Origin of the sequence: Duganella sp. (assembly GCF_039595735.1) — a bacterium.
Taxonomy (GTDB): domain Bacteria; phylum Pseudomonadota; class Gammaproteobacteria; order Burkholderiales; family Burkholderiaceae_D; genus Rugamonas.
On sequence record NZ_JBCNLB010000002.1, the window covers coordinates 112,665 to 130,735 of the forward strand.

The 18,071-nt window shown below is 64.6% G+C and carries 21 protein-coding genes; 14 read left to right on the forward strand and 7 right to left on the reverse strand.

Going from position 1 to position 18,071, the window contains the following annotated elements; genetic code table 11:
* The first annotated feature begins 215 nt into the window (after positions 1-215).
* From rnr to ABDW57_RS05575, 4 genes are all read left to right on the forward strand, one after another.
* A complete protein-coding gene (gene rnr / locus ABDW57_RS05560) occupies positions 216-2,666 on the forward strand; it encodes a ribonuclease R (protein WP_343729214.1) in 2,451 nt (816 codons plus the stop codon).
* Complete coding sequence (gene rlmB / locus ABDW57_RS05565) at positions 2,667-3,413, forward strand: 23S rRNA (guanosine(2251)-2'-O)-methyltransferase RlmB (RefSeq protein WP_343729215.1); 747 nt, start codon at positions 2,667-2,669, stop codon at positions 3,411-3,413.
* Between the two features lie 133 nt (positions 3,414-3,546).
* On the forward strand, positions 3,547-4,281 hold the full coding sequence (cysE, locus tag ABDW57_RS05570) for a serine O-acetyltransferase (protein WP_343729216.1): 735 nt from the start codon (positions 3,547-3,549) through the stop codon (positions 4,279-4,281).
* A gap of 10 nt (positions 4,282-4,291) precedes the next feature.
* Complete coding sequence (locus ABDW57_RS05575; protein WP_343729217.1) at positions 4,292-4,960, forward strand: YceH family protein; 669 nt, start codon at positions 4,292-4,294, stop codon at positions 4,958-4,960.
* A gap of 3 nt (positions 4,961-4,963) precedes the next feature.
* Here ABDW57_RS05575 and ABDW57_RS05580 read toward each other — a convergent pair whose 3' ends face one another.
* From ABDW57_RS05580 to ABDW57_RS05590, 3 genes are read right to left on the reverse strand one after another with little or no spacing between them, the layout of a single operon-like run.
* Positions 4,964-5,911 (reverse strand): hypothetical protein, encoded by a 948-nt coding sequence (locus ABDW57_RS05580; protein ID WP_343729218.1) that lies wholly within the window; start codon positions 5,909-5,911, stop codon positions 4,964-4,966.
* Positions 5,908-6,765, reverse strand: coding sequence for an ABC transporter ATP-binding protein (locus tag ABDW57_RS05585; RefSeq protein WP_343729219.1), 858 nt, complete (start codon positions 6,763-6,765; stop codon positions 5,908-5,910). The genes ABDW57_RS05580 and ABDW57_RS05585 overlap by 4 nt, the downstream gene beginning before the upstream one ends.
* On the reverse strand, positions 6,762-7,118 hold the full coding sequence (locus tag ABDW57_RS05590; RefSeq protein ID WP_343729220.1) for a GntR family transcriptional regulator: 357 nt from the start codon (positions 7,116-7,118) through the stop codon (positions 6,762-6,764). The genes ABDW57_RS05585 and ABDW57_RS05590 overlap by 4 nt, the downstream gene beginning before the upstream one ends.
* 166 nt (positions 7,119-7,284) lie before the next feature.
* Here ABDW57_RS05590 and ABDW57_RS05595 point away from each other — a divergent pair, with 166 nt between their 5' ends.
* The 6 genes from ABDW57_RS05595 to ABDW57_RS05620 are packed head-to-tail and all read left to right on the forward strand — an operon-like array spanning position 7,285 to position 13,203.
* Complete coding sequence (locus tag ABDW57_RS05595; RefSeq protein ID WP_343729221.1) at positions 7,285-8,139, forward strand: STAS domain-containing protein; 855 nt, start codon at positions 7,285-7,287, stop codon at positions 8,137-8,139.
* Positions 8,140-8,146: 7 nt separating this feature from the next.
* On the forward strand, positions 8,147-8,503 hold the full coding sequence (locus ABDW57_RS05600) for an STAS domain-containing protein (protein WP_343729222.1): 357 nt from the start codon (positions 8,147-8,149) through the stop codon (positions 8,501-8,503).
* Positions 8,503-8,973 carry an anti-sigma regulatory factor gene (locus ABDW57_RS05605; RefSeq protein ID WP_343729223.1) on the forward strand — a complete coding sequence of 157 codons (471 nt, stop codon included), beginning with the start codon at positions 8,503-8,505 and terminating at the stop codon, positions 8,971-8,973. The genes ABDW57_RS05600 and ABDW57_RS05605 overlap by 1 nt, the downstream gene beginning before the upstream one ends.
* Positions 8,961-9,983 (forward strand): ATP-binding SpoIIE family protein phosphatase, encoded by a 1,023-nt coding sequence (locus tag ABDW57_RS05610; protein ID WP_343729224.1) that lies wholly within the window; start codon positions 8,961-8,963, stop codon positions 9,981-9,983. The genes ABDW57_RS05605 and ABDW57_RS05610 overlap by 13 nt, the downstream gene beginning before the upstream one ends.
* Positions 9,980-11,314: an ATP-binding protein gene (locus ABDW57_RS05615; protein WP_343729225.1), complete on the forward strand. Its 1,335-nt coding sequence runs from the start codon at positions 9,980-9,982 to the stop codon at positions 11,312-11,314. The genes ABDW57_RS05610 and ABDW57_RS05615 overlap by 4 nt, the downstream gene beginning before the upstream one ends.
* Positions 11,314-13,203 carry a response regulator gene (locus ABDW57_RS05620; protein ID WP_343729226.1) on the forward strand — a complete coding sequence of 630 codons (1,890 nt, stop codon included), beginning with the start codon at positions 11,314-11,316 and terminating at the stop codon, positions 13,201-13,203. Before ABDW57_RS05615 ends, ABDW57_RS05620 begins: the two co-directional genes overlap by 1 nt.
* Here ABDW57_RS05620 and ABDW57_RS05625 read toward each other — a convergent pair.
* Positions 13,200-13,916, reverse strand: coding sequence for a DUF72 domain-containing protein (locus tag ABDW57_RS05625; RefSeq protein ID WP_343729227.1), 717 nt, complete (start codon positions 13,914-13,916; stop codon positions 13,200-13,202). The genes ABDW57_RS05620 and ABDW57_RS05625 overlap by 4 nt on opposite strands.
* A gap of 37 nt (positions 13,917-13,953) precedes the next feature.
* Between ABDW57_RS05625 and ABDW57_RS05630 the strand changes: the two genes are divergently transcribed.
* The 4 genes from ABDW57_RS05630 to ABDW57_RS05645 all read left to right on the forward strand — a co-directional run bounded on the left by ABDW57_RS05630 (position 13,954) and on the right by ABDW57_RS05645 (position 16,038).
* Positions 13,954-14,511 carry a DUF1439 domain-containing protein gene (locus tag ABDW57_RS05630; protein ID WP_343729228.1) on the forward strand — a complete coding sequence of 186 codons (558 nt, stop codon included), beginning with the start codon at positions 13,954-13,956 and terminating at the stop codon, positions 14,509-14,511.
* Between the two features lie 71 nt (positions 14,512-14,582).
* The gene (locus ABDW57_RS05635) at positions 14,583-14,711 is read left to right on the forward strand and encodes a hypothetical protein (RefSeq protein WP_343729229.1); all 129 of its coding nucleotides are present in this window, start codon (positions 14,583-14,585) and stop codon (positions 14,709-14,711) included.
* 11 nt (positions 14,712-14,722) lie between these two features.
* Positions 14,723-15,232 carry a DUF6622 family protein gene (locus ABDW57_RS05640; protein WP_343729230.1) on the forward strand — a complete coding sequence of 170 codons (510 nt, stop codon included), beginning with the start codon at positions 14,723-14,725 and terminating at the stop codon, positions 15,230-15,232.
* A gap of 53 nt (positions 15,233-15,285) precedes the next feature.
* Positions 15,286-16,038: a tetratricopeptide repeat protein gene (locus tag ABDW57_RS05645; RefSeq protein WP_343729231.1), complete on the forward strand. Its 753-nt coding sequence runs from the start codon at positions 15,286-15,288 to the stop codon at positions 16,036-16,038.
* Between the two features lie 2 nt (positions 16,039-16,040).
* Here ABDW57_RS05645 and ABDW57_RS05650 read toward each other — a convergent pair whose 3' ends face one another.
* The 3 genes from ABDW57_RS05650 to ABDW57_RS05660 are packed head-to-tail and all read right to left on the reverse strand — an operon-like array spanning position 16,041 to position 18,057.
* A complete protein-coding gene (locus ABDW57_RS05650; protein WP_343729232.1) occupies positions 16,041-16,808 on the reverse strand; it encodes a transporter substrate-binding domain-containing protein in 768 nt (255 codons plus the stop codon).
* A complete protein-coding gene (locus tag ABDW57_RS05655; protein ID WP_343729233.1) occupies positions 16,805-17,560 on the reverse strand; it encodes a UDP-2,3-diacylglucosamine diphosphatase in 756 nt (251 codons plus the stop codon). Before ABDW57_RS05655 ends, ABDW57_RS05650 begins: the two co-directional genes overlap by 4 nt.
* Positions 17,561-17,562: 2 nt before the next feature.
* On the reverse strand, positions 17,563-18,057 hold the full coding sequence (locus ABDW57_RS05660; protein ID WP_343729234.1) for a peptidylprolyl isomerase: 495 nt from the start codon (positions 18,055-18,057) through the stop codon (positions 17,563-17,565).
* Between the last annotated feature and the right edge of the window lie 14 nt (positions 18,058-18,071).

The window sequence follows — 18,071 nt, forward strand, 5'->3', positions numbered from 1 at the left end:
TTACTGCACATCAACCCTGTCTTGCAGATCCCGCTGCTTGCGCTGCGGGAGACCAGAATTATAGAGGAATCTTTGGCGAAGTCAAATGCCTCCCGTAAAAATTTTTGGCCGGCGTCCGCCACGCGGCGTGAAATGGTCAAGGCTGGCGTTTCCAAGTACACTACGCCTGTCGCCGTGCCATATATATGCTAACACTGTAAAAATAAGAAAAACTTTTGAACCAATCTACCCATACCATTCCCAGCCGTGAGGAAATTCTCGGCATCTTCCGCAGCGCCCAAGGCCCGCTAGATCTGCGCGCGCTGGCGAAAACGCTCAAAGTCGCCACCGAGGCCCAGGCCATCCTGTCGCGCCGTCTGAACGCCATGCAGCGCGACGGCCAGATCATTGTGGACGACAGCGGCCACTACACGCTGGCCACGCAGACCGGCTTCATCGCCGGACGCGTCAGCAGCCACCGCGATGGTTTCGGCTTCGTGATTCCGGATGAGCCGGGCGAAGACCTGTTCCTGCCTGAGAAGGAAATGCAGAAAGTGCTGCATGGCGACCGCGTGCTGGCCAAGATTGTCGGCGTGGACCGCCGAGGCCGCCCGGAAGGCACCATCGTGGAAGTCACGCAACGCGCCAACACCCACATCATCGGCCGCCTGCTGAACGAAAACGGCACCTGGGTCGTGGCGCCGGAAGACCAGCGCATCCAGCAGGATGTGCTGGTGGAAGGCGCGATCGGCAAGGCCAAGGCCGGCCAGATCGTCAGCGTCGAGCTGACCGAACAGCCGATGCGCTTCAAGCAGCCGGTCGGCAAGATCGTGGAAGTGCTGGGTTCGCTGGACGATCCCGGCATGGAAATCGAGATCGCCGTGCGCAAGTTCGGCGTGCCGCATATCTTTTCGGACGCCGCGCTGAAACAAGCCAACAGGCTGCCCGACCACGTGCGCGAAAGCGATTGGGGCGACCGTGTCGACCTGCGCGACGTGCCGCTGGTCACCATCGACGGCGAAGACGCACGCGACTTCGACGACGCGGTCTACTGCGAACCGATCAAGATCGGCCGCAGCAAAGGCTACCGCCTGATCGTCGCGATTGCCGACGTCAGCCACTACGTCAAGCCGAACGATGCGCTGGATGCCGATGCCCTGCAACGCAGCACCTCGGTCTACTTCCCGCGCCGCGTGATTCCGATGCTGCCGGAAAAACTGTCGAACGGCCTGTGCTCGCTGAACCCGGCAGTCGACCGTCTCACCCTGGTGTGCGACGCGGTGGTCACCGCCAAGGGTGAAATCAAGGCTTACCAGTTCTATCCGGCCGTAATCCACTCGGCCGCGCGCCTGACCTACACCGAAGTGGCCGACATCCTCGGCAACACCAGGGGGCCGGAAGCCGCGCGCCGTCCAGGCATCGTGCCGCACCTGCTGAACCTGTACGACGTGTTCCAGGCGCTGCTGAAAGCGCGCGCCGAGCGCGGCGCCATCGATTTCGAAACCACCGAAACCTACATCGTCTGCAACCCGAACGGCAAGATCGAAAAGATCATCCCGCGCACCCGCAACGATGCGCACCGCCTGATCGAGGAGTGCATGCTGACCGCCAACGTGTGCGCGGCCGATCTGCTGATCCGCCACAAGCATCCTGGCACCTACCGCATCCACGCCACGCCGACTGCTGAAAAGCTGAAGCAGGTGCGCACCTTCCTCAAGCAGGTCAATCTGCACCTGGGCGGCGGCGACAAGCCGGCCGCGGCCGACTACGCCGCCCTGATGAAGGAAATCAAGGAGCGTCCGGACGCCTCGCTGCTGCAAACCATGCTGCTGCGCTCGATGCAGCAGGCGGTGTACTCGCCGGACAATATCGGCCACTTCGGCCTGGCGTATGAGGCGTATGCCCACTTCACCAGCCCGATCCGCCGCTATCCGGACTTGCTGACGCACCGCGCCATCAAGGCCATCCTGCTGGGTAAAAAGTACGAGCCGAAGATCGCCGACAACAGCGTGCTGAACACCAACGTCTCGAACGCCACCCGCAAGCAGCAGGCCAAGGACAAGGCCGAAGGCAAGGAGAAAAAAGCCGCCGACATGACCGTGTGGGACGCGCTGGGCGTGCACTGCTCGGCCAACGAGCGCCGCGCCGACGAAGCCTCGCGCGACGTCGAGAACTGGCTGAAGTGCTACTTCATGCAGGACAAGCTGGGCGAGGAATACACCGGCATCATCACCGGGGTGACCACCTTTGGCATCTTCGTGCAGCTGGACCAGTTGTTCGTGGAAGGCCTGGTGCATGTCACCGATCTGGGCCAGGATTACTTCCAGTACGACGACGCGCGGCACGAGCTGAAAGGCGAGCGCACCGGCAAGAAGTTCCAGCTGACCGACCACGTCAGCGTGCAAGTGGTGCGCGTGGACCTGGAGTCGCGCAAGATCGACCTGCGCCTGGCCGGCGCCGACGCGCCCGAGCCGCGCGAAGGCAAGCCCGACGCGCCGTCCAGGGACCGCAAAACCAACATCAAGCCTGGCCCGGCGATCCCGGCCGCCAAGCCGACGACCCGCAAGCCGGCTGCTGCGCCTACAAAGCCAGCCGCCAAGAAGGCTGCCAGCAAGCCCAAGGCGGCCCCGGCAGCCAAACCCAGAGCAGTCAAAAAAGCTGCCCTAAAAAGTAAGAAGAAGCGATAAATGAGCAAGAACAAAATGATTTTCGGTTTCCACGCGGTGACCTCGCGCCTGCGTCACGAAGCCGCCTCGGTGGAAGAAATTTTCGTCGACGCCACGCGCGACGACCGCCGCATGAAAGACCTGATCGCCAATGCGAAAGCGGCTGGCGTGCGCGTGATGCCGGTCGATGCCGCGCGTCTGGATAAAATCGTCGGCACCCGCCGTCACCAGGGCGTGATCGCGTTTGCCTCGCAGATCGCGCTGGCGCGTAATCTGGATGAGCTGCTGGACGCCATTGACGGCCCGCCGCTGCTGCTGGTGCTGGACGGCATTACCGATCCGCACAACCTGGGCGCCTGCCTGCGCGTGGCCGACGGCGTCGGCGCGCACGCGGTGATCGTGCCGAAGGACCGCGCGGTCGGCCTGAATGCCACCGCCGCCAAGGTCGCCTCCGGCGCGGCCGAGACCGTGCCTTACATCACCGTCACCAACCTGGCGCGCACCCTGCGCGAACTGAAAGAACGCGACATCTGGCTGATCGGCACCTCGGACGACGGTGAAAAAGGTCTGTACGAAGCCGACTTCACCGGCCCGACCGCGCTGGTCATGGGGTCGGAAGGCGAGGGTATGCGTCGCCTGACGCGCGAAACCTGCGACATGCTGGTCAGCATTCCAATGTTCGGCTCGGTTGAGAGCCTGAACGTCTCCGTTGCATCGGGCGTCTGTCTGTACGAGGCCCGCCGCCAGCGTCTCGCCAAGGAAGTGTAAGCGCGATACGCATTCACCGGCGGCCGACTTCGAGGGCCGCCGGTTCTCTCCCTCCTTCAAAGTCAGCCGCTGTTCAGCAATCCCCAGCCGGATACGCTACCATGCAAATACCGGTTGTCATTCTGGATAAGCCATGTTTCATCGTCTGCGCCAAGACATCAACAGCATCATCGAACGCGATCCCGCCGCCCGCAACGCCTGGGAGGTATTGACCTGCTATCCCGGCCTGCAAGCCATTGTCATGCACCGCTGGGCGCACTGGTGCTGGACCCATCAGTTGAAATGGCTGGGCCGTTTCATCTCTTATCTCGCGCGCATCATTACCGGAATTGAAATTCACCCCGGCGCCACCATCGGCCGCCGCGTGTTCATCGACCACGGCTTCGGCGTGGTGATCGGCGAGACCGCTGAAGTGGGCGACGATTGCACCATCTATCAGGGCGTGACCCTGGGCGGCACCTCGCTGCATACCGGGACCAAGCGCCATCCGACGCTGGCGCGCGGCGTCATCGTCGGCGCCGGCGCCAAGGTGCTGGGCGGCTTTACCGTGGGCGAATACGCCAAGGTCGGCTCGAATGCCGTGCTGCTGAAGCCGGTGCCGCCAGGCGCGACGGCGGTCGGCAATCCGGCCCACATCGTGCAGAAGGAACTGAATGCCGTGCCGAATCCGTTCGCCGCGTATGGCGTCACGCCAAATGGCGACGATCCTTTATCCAAGGCCTTGCGCGGGCTGATCGAAAACGCCGTCAAGCAGGAGCAGCGCATCGAACAACTGGTGGCAACCATGAAGGCGGCGGGGTTGGAGTGTCAGAGCGTACCCGAGTGTGATAAATTGAATTCCGCCCAACTGAACAAGCTTGTCGAATAAGGAAGCAGTCATGGAAGAAGGTGCAGAAGTACTGGACCCGTTTGAAATCCGCGTACTGGCCGTGCTGGCCGAAAAGGAAGCGCTGACGCCGGATAATTATCCGATGTCGCTCAACGCGCTGGTGAATGGCTGTAATCAGCTGTCGAGCCGCGATCCGGTGATGGCATTGTCGGAAGAGACGGTGGCCGATGTGCTGCAGCGCCTGATGCAGCGCAAATATGTCAACGGCATCACGCAAGCGGGCGCGCGCGTGACCAAGTACGAACACCGCATGCGCATCAAATGGTCGCTGGAGCAGGACAAGCTGGCGGTGCTGACCGTGCTGATGCTGCGCGGCCTGCAGACCGCCGGCGAAATCCGCACCCGCACCGGCCGTCTGCACGACTTCAAGTCGGTGGGCGATGTGGAGCTGGCGCTGCAATTCCTGATCGATAAATATCCGCCGCTGGTGTCGCGCCTGGCGCTGGCGCCGGGCACCAAGGAGCCGCGCTACGGCCAGCTGCTGGGCGGGGAAGAAGCGCTGGCGCGCGAAGAAACGGCGGCCAGCCTGGGCGGACCGGTGAGCGGCGGCGGGCAGGGCACCCGCATCGGCGCGCTGGAGCAGGAAGTCCAGCAACTGCGGCGGCAAGTGGATGAACTCACCGCGCAGTTTGCCGAATTCCGCAAGCAGTTCGAATAAGGCTTACACCTCTTCGCGGCGGCGGCGCATGATGACGGCGACGGCAATCATCGCCACGCCGGCGGCGGCGCCGACCCACATGCTGGGGTTGCCCAGCGACGCCCACGACAGGTTGAAGATCACTTCCGGCACGGCCATCCGCTGCGCCGCCGCTTCGGCCATCTCCTCTTTGTGGGGGAAGTTCAGCCACGAGCCGGGCACCACACTCAGCAGCAGGCGGCTGGTGACGTTGCTGGCAAACCAGCCGGTGTTGAAGCCCAGGTGCAGCGCTTTCTCGGCCCACAGCATCAGCAGCGTGGTGATCAGCGGCGTGCCGACCGCCCACAGGAACACCTTGGAGCGCGCCATGCTGGACACCATCAGCAGCCAGCCCACCGTCGGCAAGGCCCACAGCGCGTACACCGGCAGCAAGCCCACCAGCCGCAGCGGGGTCAGGTAGAAGTCCGGCTGCGACAACACTGCGCCAAACATATTCGTGCCGTGCATGGCCAGCATCACGCAGGCGGCCAGCAGGATGACCAGGCCCAGCGCGATGGCGATGCCCATCGCGATCAGCGGCGCCACCACCACCGCCAGCAGCAGCTTGGACATCACCGTGGTGAAGTCCGACACCGGCAGCGATTTCCAGAACAGCAGGCTGCGGTCGCGGCGTTCGTCGTGCAGCGCGTTCAAGCAGTAGAAGAACACCAGCAGGCTCAGGATCATCAGCACCGGCATGCCGGCGGCGACGTACACCTGCGCCATCATCTCGGCAATCTGCGCACGCATCTTGCCCTCGATGGTGACGCTGCCGAGGTGTTGGCCCTGCACCTCGAAGTTGCCGGACTTGCCGAGGAAGATGCTGGCCAGGGCCAGCACGGCCACCGCGGCGGCGATCGCCACCGGCGTCCACAGCAGCATGCCCTTGTTTTCCCACATCTCGCGCTTGATCAGCCATTTCATGGTTTTCATGCGTAGCTCCCTTTCATGGTGGCGACGAACAGATCGGCCACGCTCGGCGTGCGCAGTTCGCCAAAATTCGACAGTTGCTGGCGCTGCACGCCATCAAACAGCATCACGGCCTTGCCGAACACGGTGCGCTGGCTCAGCGGCCGCAGCGCGTTGGCGGCGGCCACGAACTGCGGCTCCACCATCACTTCGGTAAAGCGCTCGCCCACTTCATCCATCGACGCGGCCAGCGAAATCTTGCCGTTTTCAATGAACATCAGGTCGGTGAGGATGTGCTCGACTTCCTCGATCTGGTGGGTGGTGATGAGAATGGTCTTGTTCTCGTCGAAGTAGTCTTCCAGCAGGTTCTGGTAAAACTGCTTGCGGTACAGGATGTCCAGCCCGAGGGTCGGTTCGTCCAGCACCAGCAGCTTGGCGTCGATGGCCATCACCAGCGCCAGGTGCAGCTGCACCACCATGCCCTTGGACATGGCTTTCACCTTCATGTCCGGCGTCAGCTTGGTGTTGGCGATGTATTTTTCCGCCTTGGCGCGGTCAAAGCGCGGGTGCACGCCTTCGACGAAATCGATAGCGTCCTTGACCTTGAGCCAGCGCGGCAGGATGGCGACATCGGCAATGAAGCAGACCTCGTTCATCAGTTCCTCGCGCTGGGTGCGCGGGTCCATGCCCAGTACCGACAGCTCGCCCTCGAACTGCGTCAGGCCGAGGATGGCCTTGAGGGTGGTGGTCTTGCCGGAACCGTTGGGGCCGATCAGGCCGACAATGCGGCCTGCTTCGACTTGGAAACTGGTGCCATCCAGCGCGGTCTGCTTGCCGTAGCGCTTGCCGAGATTGGTGGCGGTGATGATGGCGCTCATACGGCACCTCCGGGCGCCGCCTTCAGCAAGGCTTCCAGATCCAGGCCAAGGCGGCGGATGCGTTCCAGCATGGCCGGCCAATCTTCGCGCAGGAAGCGTTCGCGTTCGCTGGCCAGCAGTTTGTCGCGGGCGCCATCAGTCACGTACATACCTAAACCCCTCCGTTTTTCGACCAGCGTCTCGTCCACCAGTTCCTGGTAGGCACGCGAGACCGTGATCGGATTGAGTTGATAATCGGCGGCGATCTGCCGCACCGAGGGCAGGGCATCGCCCGGTTTCAACAGGCCGTCCAGCATCATGCCGACGACCTTGTCTTTCAGCTGCCGATAAATCGGCGCATTGTCATTCCACATACATAGTTACCCCTTACGCTGTGTTGATGAAGTGGTGTTGTAGTGAAGTATAACACTAGAAATCAAAAAAACAAGCGATTTGTCAGATGCGCACGATAGAAAGCGGTCATTGTTGACTGAATGCTATATAGTGCGATGGTTACATCAACCAAAATCTGGGGATTGAATGAGCACCAATGACACCGTCCAGCGCCTGAGCGCACTGATCAAGCAGCATGAGCACGATATCCTGTCGGTCTGGACCGGCGAACTGCAGGCCAAGAGCTTCCGCAGCGACGCCAACACCAGTCAGCGCCATACGCAACAGTTCCTGGCCTTGCTGCCGACCGCGATTGCGGCCGGCGGTTTCGAGGATATCAATAGCCGCCACTGGGACGAGGTGCGCGACCTGCTGGGCGATATCTCCAGCCAGCGCGCGCGTCAGGGATCGACCCCGAATGAGACGGCCACATTTGTGTTCTCGCTCAAGCAGTCGCTGTTCAGCATGGTGCGCCGCGAGCTGGTGCAGGAGCCGCAATTGCTGGCCGACGCCCTGTGGGCCGTCAGCACCTTGCTTGACCAGCTGGGCCTGTACGTGGTGGAAGTGTTCCAGAAAAGCCGCGACCAGATCATCGTGCGCCAGCAGCAGGAGCTGATGGAACTGTCGACCCCGGTGGTCAAGCTGTGGCACGACGTGCTGGCGCTGCCCCTGATCGGCACCCTGGACAGCGCGCGCAGCCAGGTGGTGATGGAAAGCCTGCTGGAAAAAATTGTCGAGACCGGCGCCGCCATTGCCATTATCGACATCACCGGCGTGCCGACCGTGGACACCCTGGTGGCCCAGCACCTGATGAAGACCATCGCCGCCGCCCGCCTGATGGGGGCCGACTGCATCATCAGCGGCATCCGGCCGCAGATCGCCCAGACCATCGTCCACCTGGGCGTGAACCTGGAAGATGTGGTGACCAAGGCCACGCTGGCGGATGCTTTCGTGGTGGCCCTGGGCCGGGTCGGCGCCACCATCCACCGCAACAACGCCTGAGCCGCCCATGGACCGCATTCCTATTTTGCGCATCGGCGACCTGCTGCTGGTCACCATCCAGGTGGACATGCACGACCGCCTGGCCATGACCTTGCAGGATGACCTGACGGAACGGATCGTCAGCGACCGCGCCAAGGGCGTGCTGATCGACATCTCGGCGCTGGATCTGGTCGACTCGTTTATCGGCCGCATGATCAGCAACACGGCCGCCATGGCGCGCGTGCTGGACGCCGACACGGTGCTGGTCGGCATGCAGCCGGCAGTGGCCATCACGCTGGTGGAACTGGGCCTGACACTGCCCGGTGTAAAAACCGCGCTCAATGTGGAGAAAGGCATGCTACTGCTTGGGAAGAATTACCACTGATGGCCGCCAACGGTACTGTGGACATCGCCCGCTACGGTTCGCCGCTGCTGACGCGCTACGACGGCAAGGCCGACGAGCAGCACCTCTTGCCGCTGAGCTCGGACGAGCACGTGGTGGGGGTGCGCAAGGCGGTGCGCGAGCACGCCATTGCCATGAAGCTGAGCCTGGTCGACCAGACCAAGCTGGTGACGGCCGCCAGCGAGCTGGCGCGTAACACCATCAAGTACGGCGGCGGCGGCGTGGTGCTGCTGGAGCGCTTGCGCGACGGTGTGCGCCAGGGGCTGCGGCTGGTGTTTGCCGACACCGGCCCCGGCATCGCGGACATCGAACTGGCGCTGCGCGACGGCTATACCAGCGGCGGCGGGCTGGGATTGGGACTGGGCGGCACCAAGCGCCTGGCCGATGAGTTTACGATAGATTCACGCCCCGGCGAGGGCACAGCGGTAGCAATTATTAAATGGAAAATCTAAGCAGTTCCCTGTCTCCCTCCGAGTGGATCGCCATCACCCATGCCAGCGACGTTGCTGCCGCGCGCCGCATCGGCCAGCGTCAGGCCGACGCGCTGGGCCTGGATGAGACGCGCAGCGGCCAGCTGGCCATTATCATCACGGAGGCCGCGACCAATATCCTCAAGCATGCCGGCGAAGGCCGCATGCTGTTGTCCACGGTCAGCCACGGCGGCCAGATGTGCGTGGAAGTGCTGGCGATCGATCGCGGGCCGGGCATCGCCAACCTGGCGCGCGCCATGCAGGATGGGGTGTCCGGCGCCGGCACCTCGGGCACCGGCCTGGGCGCGATGCGGCGCCTGGCCGACCGGTTTGACGTGTACGCGCCGGCGGGACAGGGCGCCGTGCTGTTCATGCGCATGTGGGGCGCCGCCGCCGCAGTGCCCGGCTGGCGCGCCGGCGGCGTCTGCCTGCCGCTGGCCGGCGAGACCGCCAGCGGCGACGCCTGGGCCGTGCGCCGCCACGGCGAGACAGTGGTGCTGATGTTGGCCGATGGCCTCGGCCACGGCCCCGAGGCGGCCAAGGCCGCAGCAGCCGCGCTGCGGATGCTGGGCGCCACCAGCACGCAATCGCCGGCCACCCTGATGCTGGCTTGTAACGAAGCGCTGCGGCCGACGCGCGGCGCCGCGCTGGCCATTGCGGCGGTCGACACCGTGGGGCAGCAATTGCAGTTTGCCGGCGTCGGCAACATCAGCGCCAGCATTCATGCAGAAGGCGGACGGCGCCAGCTGATGTCGCACAACGGCATCGTCGGCCACAATATGCGCCGGGTGCAGGACTTGCCATTTGCCTGCCCGGCCGGGGCGGTGGTGGTGCTGGCCAGCGACGGCATTGCCAGCCAGTGGGACCTGGACAAGTATCCGGGCCTGGCCGGCTGCGAGCCGGTCCTGATTGCCGCGGTCCTGCTGCGCGACCACGCCCGCGGCCGCGATGACGCCTGCGTGCTGGTGCTGGCCAGGATGGCGGCATCATGACGCAAGCGATCCGCATTCTGCAGGTCGGCATCGACAGTGCCGAGGACGTGGTGGCGGTGCGCCAGCGGGCGCGCCAGATTGCCGCGCTGCTCAACCTGAGCGTGCAGGACCAGGTGCGCATCGCCACGGCGGTCTCGGAAGTGGCGCGCTGCGCGCGCGACCGGCAGTCCGGCGGGCGCGCCACGTTTGCGGTCCGGCCGCAGCCGCCGCAGCTGCACGTGACCATCGTGGCCGAGGGCGGCGCACGGCTGGACTCGGCCAACGACGCGGCGCCGGCCTTGCTGGACGAGGCCCTGATCACCGCCCAGCGCCTGATGGATGATTGCCAGATCGAGACCGCCACCACGGGCGCGCTGCATGTGGCGATGAGCAAGGCCATCCCGGCCGCCGGGCTGAGCCTGCCGCAGCTGGCCCGGCTGGGCGCGCTGCTGGCTGGCACGCCGGTGCAAAACACGTTTTCCGAAGTCGAGCAGCAAAACCGCGAGCTGGCGCAGGCGCTGGCCGAGCTGCGCGAGCGCCAGGAAGATCTGCTGGAGCTGACGCGCGAGCTGGAAGACACCAACCGCGGCGTGGTGGCCCTGTACGCCGAAATCGAGGACAAGGCCGAACGCCTGCGCAAGGCCGATGAAATGAAATCGCGCTTCCTGTCCAACACCAGCCACGAGCTGCGTACGCCGCTCAGCTCGATCCGCGCGCTGACCACCTTGCTGCTGGACCGCATGGATGGGCCGCTGACGCCGGAACAGGAGCGCCAGGTCAGCTTCATCGCCAACGCTGCCGCCGACCTGTCCGAGCTGGTCAACGACCTGCTGGACCTGGCCAAGATCGAAGCCGGCAAGGTGGAGGTCAACCTGGCGCCGATCCAGCCGGGCGAACTGTTCAGCGCCCTGAAAGGCATGCTGCGGCCGCTCACGCGCAACTCGGCGGTGGAGCTGGTGTTTGTCGACCCGGCGCCGCTGCCGCTGCCGCTGGTGTCGGACGAGGGCAAGGTCACGCAAATCCTGCGCAACTTCATTTCCAATGCGCTGAAGTTCACCGAGCAGGGCCAGGTGGTGGTCCAGCTGCTGGGGGAGGAGGACGGCCGCATCACGTTTGCCGTGAGCGACAGCGGCATCGGCATCAGCCCGGAAAACCAGCAGCTGATCTTCGAGGAATTCAGCCAGATCGCCCATCCGCTGCAGCGCCGCGCCAAAGGCACCGGCCTCGGCTTGCCGCTGTGCCGCAAGCTGGCGGTCTTGCTGGGCGGCGAGGTCGACGTCCGCAGCGCGGAGGGCGAAGGGTCGACGTTTTACCTGCGGCTGCCGGGCGCCGCAGCAGAAAGGAAACCGTGATGGATAACAGCTCTATCCTGATACTCAACGTTGATGACAACGACGGTGCGCGCTACGTCAAGACCCGCATCCTGCAGAGCGCCGGCTTCCAGGTGATCGAGGCCGAGAACGGCACCGACGCGCTGGAGATGGCGCGCAAATGGCTGCCGGCGCTGGTGCTGCTGGACGTCAAGCTGCCCGACATCAGCGGCATCGAGGTGTGCCGCCGCATCAAGGCCGATGTTGCCACCTGCACCGTGCTGGTGCTGCAAACCTCGGCCGCGCTGATCGGCCGCGACGACAAGATACGCGGCCTGGACGGCGGCGCCGACAACTACCTGGCCGCGCCGATCGAGGCTGACGAGCTGATCGCCAACGTCAACGCGCTGCTGCGCCTGCAGCGCACCCAGACCGAACTGCGCAACAGCGAGGAGCGCTTCCGCCAGTTGGCCGAAAACATCGAAGACGTGTTCTGGATGTTCCGCACCGCGGATGGCTGCCTGCTGTACGCCAGCCCGGCCTATGAGCGGCTGTTCGGCCTGCCGCTGGCGCAGCTGGAACAGGCTGCCGACGACTGGACCCGCGCCATCCACGCCGACGACCGCGCGCGCGTGCTGGCGAGCTGGGCTAACTTGCTGCACAGTGGCCAGTACGACCAGGAATACCGCCTGAGCGGTGGCGGCGAGCGGGTGCGCTGGGTGCGCGACCGCGCCTTCCTGGTGCGCGACGACCAGCAGCAACCCTATCGTATCGCGCGCATCAGCAGCGACATCAGCGAGCGCAAGAACATGGAAGGCTTGCTGCGCGCGGCGGACGAGAACAAGAACGACTTCCTGGCGACGCTGGCGCACGAGCTGCGCAATCCGCTCAGCCCGATCCGCAACGCGGTCGCGCTGATGAACACGCTGCCGCCCGAGCGGCCGGAACTGCACCAGAAAGCGCGCGACGTGATCTTGCGCCAGGTCGGACATCTGACCCATCTGGTGGACGACCTGCTGGACGTGGCGCGCATTTCGGAAGGCAAGCTGACCTTGCGCCATCAGGATGTGGAACTGCACGCCGTGGTCGAGCCGGCGCTGGAAACCGTCCGGGCGCTGGTCGAGTCGCGCGGCCACACGCTGCGCGTCAACCTGCCGCAGCAGCCTTTATGGCTGCATGGCGACCCGGTGCGGCTGGCGCAAATCATCGGCAACCTGCTGCACAACGCTGCCAAGTTTACCGATCCCGGCGGCCAGATCGCGCTGACGGTGAGCGTGCCGCAGCCGGACCGCATCCGGATTGCCGTCAGCGATAACGGCATCGGCATCACCAGCTACAACCTAAAGCGCATCTTCGACATGTTTGCCCAAGGCGCGTCGACCGCGGACCGCGTGCATGACGGGCTGGGGATCGGGCTGTCACTGGTGTCCAAGCTGGCCGAACTGCATGGCGGCAGCGTGCAAGGGTACAGCGGCGGGATCGGCCAGGGCAGCACCTTTGAACTCGACCTGCCGCTGAAAGCCACGCGGTCAGACACCCCGGCACCGGCCGCAGCGGCGGCGCCGGGCGCGCCGCAGCGCCTGCTGCTGGTGGATGACAACACCGACTCGGTGGCGGTCATGGCCGAGCTGCTGACGCTGACCGGCCATCAGGTCTGGACCGCGAACGACGCCGCCACCGCGCTGGCGCTGGCGCGTGCCCATGTCCCGCAAGCGGTGGTGCTGGATCTGGGCATGCCTGACATGGACGGCTACGCGCTGGCGCGCCAGTTGCGCGCCGACCCGGCGCTGGCGCAGACGCGGCTGATCGCCCACACCGGCTACGGCGCCGAGCGCGACCGTGAGCGCACGCGCGAGGCCGGCTTCGATTTTCACCTGGTCAAGCCGGCCACGCTGGAAGAACTGGAGCAGGCGCTCAACGCGCCGCGCTAAACCTGCGCCAGAAGCTGGCGCAGGCGCAGGGCTTGCAGGGTCTGGCGGCCGGTCATGGTATTGTCGAAAACGCACCAGGCGTGCCGGCTGCCGGCCAGCGTGGCGGCCACCTGCTGCAGCTGCGCGTCCGCATACAGCGAGACGTAGATCTGCGGACTGCCGTGCAGGCGGACATACAGCGCTTCCGTGGTCGGCACATACGGTCCCGGTTTGCCGGCGGGCGGATCGGCAATCACGCGGGTCACCTGCTGCGCTTGCAGCAGCGCGGTGGCCGCTGGCGTGAACCAGCTGCCATGGCGGGCTTCACAGGCCAGCATGCCGGAAAAGCGGGCGCGCAGCTGCGTGAAAAACTGCTGCGCGGCAGCGGCGTCCAGCGCCAGGCTGGGCGGCAGCTGCACCAGCACGCAGCCCAGCTTGTGGCCAAGGGCGCCGGCTTCGGCGGCAAAACGGTCGAGCAGGGCGTCGGCGTCGTGCAGGCGCCGTTCGTGCGAGATGCTTTTGGGCAGCTTGACGGCAAAGCGGAAATCGTCGGGCACGCTGTCGGCCCAGCGCGCGTAGGTGTGCGGCTGATGGGGGCGATAAAACGAGGAATTGATCTCCACCGCGTTCAGCACGGCGCCGTAGCGCTGCAGGTGGCTGCCGTCGCCGGGAAATTCCTTTGCGGCATCGTTGCTGATACTCCAACCGGCGCAGCCGATTCGTGTCTGGGTCATATAATGTGGGGGTTCCAAATTTTCCAAGGATCTCCCGATGAATCTTAAACGCTATGCGAAATTTGCCGCGCCGCTGATGATGGCCGGTCTGCTGGCGGCATGCGCCGGCCTGATCGGCCCGCGCGAGGTGGAACTGCCGCAAGAGCGCCTGCAAACCAGCCTCGACCGTAAATTCCCGTTGCATCAGCGCGCGCTGGGTGTATTTGAAGTGGAACTGAGCCATCCGCGCCTGGCCATCATGCCCGAGAACGACCGCGTGGCGCTGACCGTGGACCTGGGCGTGACGCCGCTACTGGCGCGCCAGTCCTGGCATGGCAGCATGCTGATTTCCGGCCGATTGCGGGTGGACAGCCCGCGTAACGCCATCTACCTGGCCGACGCCCACGTCGACCGTTTCATCCTTGACAACCTGGACGAAGGCAAGCAAAACCAGCTGGCCAGCGTGGCCAACCTGCTGAGCGACCAGGTCATCCGCGAAGTGCCGTTGCACAGCTTCCGTCCGGAAGACCTGCGCTACGCCGGCGTGCAATTCGTACTGACCGGCATCGACACCCGTCCCGGCGGCCTGGTCGCCAAGCTCCAGCCCGCGCAATAAATCCGGGGTCAGGTCCGCCATTTCTACACGGTCTCATCCGTAACATGCGTTACGGATGAGACCGTGTAGAAATGGCGGACCTGACCCCGGAGTATTTCGCGCCGGCTGGCTGCATTTCGCGCCGCGCCGGCGCATTTCGTCGCAGCGCGCTCCGCGGCGCGGCCGGCACGCGCATCATGGCGCCATCGAAACGCACTTAACGGAGCTAACTATGATCAGCCAAATCCTCGCACATACCCCCGTCTACGTTTGGGCCCTGCTGGCCTTTCTGCTGTACCGCGGTTACCTGGCCACCCAGGATCGTGAGATGACCCTGCAAAAAATGGCCATCATCCCCGGCGTGATGCTGGTGCTGGCCGTGACCAGCATCAATCCCCACGGTGTGCTGGGCGCGGCGGTGTGGGCCGCCTGGGCCGCCGGCGTGGCGCTGGCCGTGGCGCTGGTCTGGACCCTGAGCAAGGGCGGGATCGCCGTCAACCGCGCCGCCGGCACTGTGTTCCAGCGCGGCAGCTGGGCGCCGCTGATGCTGATGATGGCCATCTTCATCACCAAGTACACCGTGGGCGTGTTGTCGGTAATGCGTCCTGAGCTGGTACACGGCCTGGCCGGCTCGCTGGTGGTGACCACCCTGTACGGCCTGTTCAACGGCGTGTTCATCGGCCGCCTGGCCCGCTGCGCTGCCGCCTACCTGCGCCAACCAGCGGCCGTGGCCGCCTTGTGATGCGCGGCCGGAGCTTCTACAATCTGGGTTCATTTTGATTGCAGAGGCAGGTCATGGAAATTTTTGGCGTGGGATTGCATGTGCTGGTGGCGATTTTCTTCGCCATCCATGCCATCCGCAGTGGTCAGCAGTTGTATTGGGTGGTGATTTTGTTCCTGTTCCCCGGCTTGGGCAGCATCGTGTACTTCTTTGCCATCTATCTGCCGAATTCGAAGATTCAGCACGGCGCGCGCAAGGCGGTGACGGTGGCGGCGAAAACGCTGGATCCGGGCCGGGAGTTGCGCGAAGCGCGCCAGGCTTACGAGTTCACGCCAACCGCGCAAAATCAGATGCGCCTGGCCAGCGCCCTGCTGGCGGCCGGTAACGCGGAAGAGGCGGCATCCACCTACGAGGCTTGCCTGCAAGGCCCGTTTTCCGGCGATCTGGAGATCCGCTACGGTGCGGCCCAGGCCACGCTGGCCTGTGGCCGCGCGCCGGCAGCGGTGTCGCACCTGCAAACCATCCGCGCCAGCGATGCCAAATTCCGCCCGGAGCAGGTGTCGCTGCTGCTGGCGCAGGCTCTGGCCGCCGCCGGCCGCAATGAGGAAGCGCGCGCCGAGTTTGAATATGCCCTGAGCCGTCACAACAGCTTTGCCGTGCAGGCCGAGTTTGCCATCTGGGCGGCCGGCGTGGGGGATGCCGACAAGGCCAATCAGCTGTACGCCGAACTGCAGCGCACCATGGACCGCTGGGCACGCCACACGCGTGATCTGAATCAGCAACTGGTGCGCCGCCTCAACACCGCCATGGCGGCCATCAACCGTTAAGCTTATCTGGCGGGTTTGCTGTGGCCGGGGTTGTTCATGCCGCCGGTCGCGGCAATCGCCTGATTGAGTTTGTTCATCACGTCCGGCGGCACGTCGCGGCTGCAGACGATGTAGCGCCGCAGGCCCGGCGGCATGTTGGGCAGGTCGTAGCGCACCAGGTTTTGCGCCGACTTTTCCTTGCGCCGGAAGAAGTCCCAGTCTTCGCGGTCGACAAACATGAAGGAGGCGCGGCCCACTGCCAGCATGCGCATCATTTGCGTGGTTTCCACGGTGCGGCTCATGACCTGGTTTTTGCTGGTCTTGATGGCCTGGTCCAGCACCGGGCCGTAGGATACGCCTTCAATCGCGCCCAGCGTCAGCGTGGTGTCCGACAGCAGGGATTCCAGCGTGCCGTGGGCCTGCACCCGCTGCGCCATGCCGGGCGCGATCAGGATGGTGTGCGGCAGGTCTTCGTGGATCGGCTGGCTGAATTGCGCCGCCGCTTCGCGCTCGGGCAGGCGATACCAGCTGATCGAGCAGTAGTGGGTGGCGCCGTGCTGGAAATTGGCCCAGATGCGTTTTTGCGGCTCGTTGACGAAGCGTGTGCTGAGGCCGGCGGCGTCGAAGATCGCGCGCGCCCGCGCCAGCAGAAAGCCCCTGGGCTGGCCGTTTTCAATGTAGTGGTAGGGCGGTTTGTCGCGCCACGCCACTGTGTACTGCGGCGGCGCCGGCCACGCTGTGTTGCCCAGCAGGGCGCAACACAGGCCGGCAAGCAGCGGATATTGTTTCACGATGCGATGACCGCACCGCTGAGGTCGTGACGCGTAATCACGCCATGGTCATCGATGGCGATCCAGCCGCCGCGCGGCGGCGTGGCGTCCGGTTCCCAGTCCGGCAGCACGTAACGGCGCTTGCCGTCCACCTGGTGCAGGGCGGGGCGGTGGGTGTGGCCGTGGATCATGACGTTGGTGCCGGTTTCTGCAAACACGTCCGCAATCGCTTGCGGCGTCACATCCATGATGTCGTAGGATTTGCCGCTTTGTTCCTTGCGGCTGTCGGCGCGCAGGCCGGCGATGATGGCCTTGCGCTGCGCCAGTGGCATGGCGGTAAATTGCGCCTGCCATGCGGGCTGCCGCACCATGGCGCGGAATGCCATGTATTTGCTGTCTTGCGTGCACTGGGCGTCGCCGTGCAGCACCACGACCTTCTGGCCGCCGATCTCGGCCACCCAGGTTTCGGGCAGCAGGATGACGTTGGCCGCCTCGGCAAAACGGGCGCCGACCAGGAAATCGCGGTTGCCGGCGATCCAGTAGACCACCACGCCGGCGTCGCTGACGGCGCGCAGCGCCGCCACCACCTGCGCGTGGAAAGGCTCGGCGATGTCGTCATCGCCGGCCCAGTATTCAAACAGGTCGCCAAGCAGATACAGTTGCTGCGCGTGCCGCGCATGCCGCTCCAGGAAGTCGAAAAACGCCGCACTGGTCGCGGGATGCGCGGGCTGCAGATGCAGATCGGAGATGAACAGCGCGCAGACTGCAGTCATTCTCAAGCAGCCAGTTCGATGCTTTCGATGACCACGTCTTCCGCTGGCACATCAGCGAACATGCCGCTGCGGGTGGTTTTAACCTTTTTGATGGCGTCCACAACCTCGGTGCCTTCCACCACTTTGCCGAACACGGCGTAGCCCCAGCCGTCCTGGCCTGGGTAGTCCAGGAAGGAGTTGTTTTTGACGTTGATGAAGAATTGTGCCGACGCCGAGTGCGGCGCCGAGGTGCGGGCCATGGCCAGGGTGTAGGTGTCGTTCTTGAGGCCGTTCTTGGCTTCGTTTTCCACGGTCTGGTCGGCTGGTTTTTGCTTCATGCCTGGCTCGAAACCGCCGCCCTGGATCATGAAACCATCGATCACGCGGTGGAAGATGGTGTTGTTGTAGTGGCCGGCTTCCAGGTAGGACAGGAAGTTGGCGACGGTTTTCGGCGCTTTCTCCGCGTCCAGTTCGGCAGTCATGGTGCCCAGGTTGGTTTTGATGATTACTTTGGTCATGTTCTTGTCCTGAA

Coding starts and splice junctions, on each gene's coding strand:
- cysE (WP_343729216.1), top strand. CDS start 3,547: ATGTTTCATCGTCTGCGCCAAGACATCAACAGCATCATCGAACGCGAT.
- ABDW57_RS05590 (WP_343729220.1), bottom strand. CDS start 7,118: ATGTGGAATGACAATGCGCCGATTTATCGGCAGCTGAAAGACAAGGTC.
- ABDW57_RS05610 (WP_343729224.1), top strand. CDS start 8,961: ATGGAAAATCTAAGCAGTTCCCTGTCTCCCTCCGAGTGGATCGCCATC.
- ABDW57_RS05585 (WP_343729219.1), bottom strand. CDS start 6,765: ATGAGCGCCATCATCACCGCCACCAATCTCGGCAAGCGCTACGGCAAG.
- ABDW57_RS05660 (WP_343729234.1), bottom strand. CDS start 18,057: ATGACCAAAGTAATCATCAAAACCAACCTGGGCACCATGACTGCCGAA.
- ABDW57_RS05625 (WP_343729227.1), bottom strand. CDS start 13,916: ATGACCCAGACACGAATCGGCTGCGCCGGTTGGAGTATCAGCAACGAT.
- ABDW57_RS05635 (WP_343729229.1), top strand. CDS start 14,583: ATGGCGGACCTGACCCCGGAGTATTTCGCGCCGGCTGGCTGCATTTCG.
- ABDW57_RS05575 (WP_343729217.1), top strand. CDS start 4,292: ATGGAAGAAGGTGCAGAAGTACTGGACCCGTTTGAAATCCGCGTACTG.
- ABDW57_RS05580 (WP_343729218.1), bottom strand. CDS start 5,911: ATGAAAACCATGAAATGGCTGATCAAGCGCGAGATGTGGGAAAACAAG.
- rlmB (WP_343729215.1), top strand. CDS start 2,667: ATGAGCAAGAACAAAATGATTTTCGGTTTCCACGCGGTGACCTCGCGC.
- ABDW57_RS05640 (WP_343729230.1), top strand. CDS start 14,723: ATGATCAGCCAAATCCTCGCACATACCCCCGTCTACGTTTGGGCCCTG.
- ABDW57_RS05615 (WP_343729225.1), top strand. CDS start 9,980: ATGACGCAAGCGATCCGCATTCTGCAGGTCGGCATCGACAGTGCCGAG.
- ABDW57_RS05605 (WP_343729223.1), top strand. CDS start 8,503: ATGGCCGCCAACGGTACTGTGGACATCGCCCGCTACGGTTCGCCGCTG.
- ABDW57_RS05620 (WP_343729226.1), top strand. CDS start 11,314: ATGGATAACAGCTCTATCCTGATACTCAACGTTGATGACAACGACGGT.
- ABDW57_RS05600 (WP_343729222.1), top strand. CDS start 8,147: ATGGACCGCATTCCTATTTTGCGCATCGGCGACCTGCTGCTGGTCACC.
- ABDW57_RS05655 (WP_343729233.1), bottom strand. CDS start 17,560: ATGACTGCAGTCTGCGCGCTGTTCATCTCCGATCTGCATCTGCAGCCC.
- ABDW57_RS05595 (WP_343729221.1), top strand. CDS start 7,285: ATGAGCACCAATGACACCGTCCAGCGCCTGAGCGCACTGATCAAGCAG.
- ABDW57_RS05645 (WP_343729231.1), top strand. CDS start 15,286: ATGGAAATTTTTGGCGTGGGATTGCATGTGCTGGTGGCGATTTTCTTC.
- ABDW57_RS05630 (WP_343729228.1), top strand. CDS start 13,954: ATGAATCTTAAACGCTATGCGAAATTTGCCGCGCCGCTGATGATGGCC.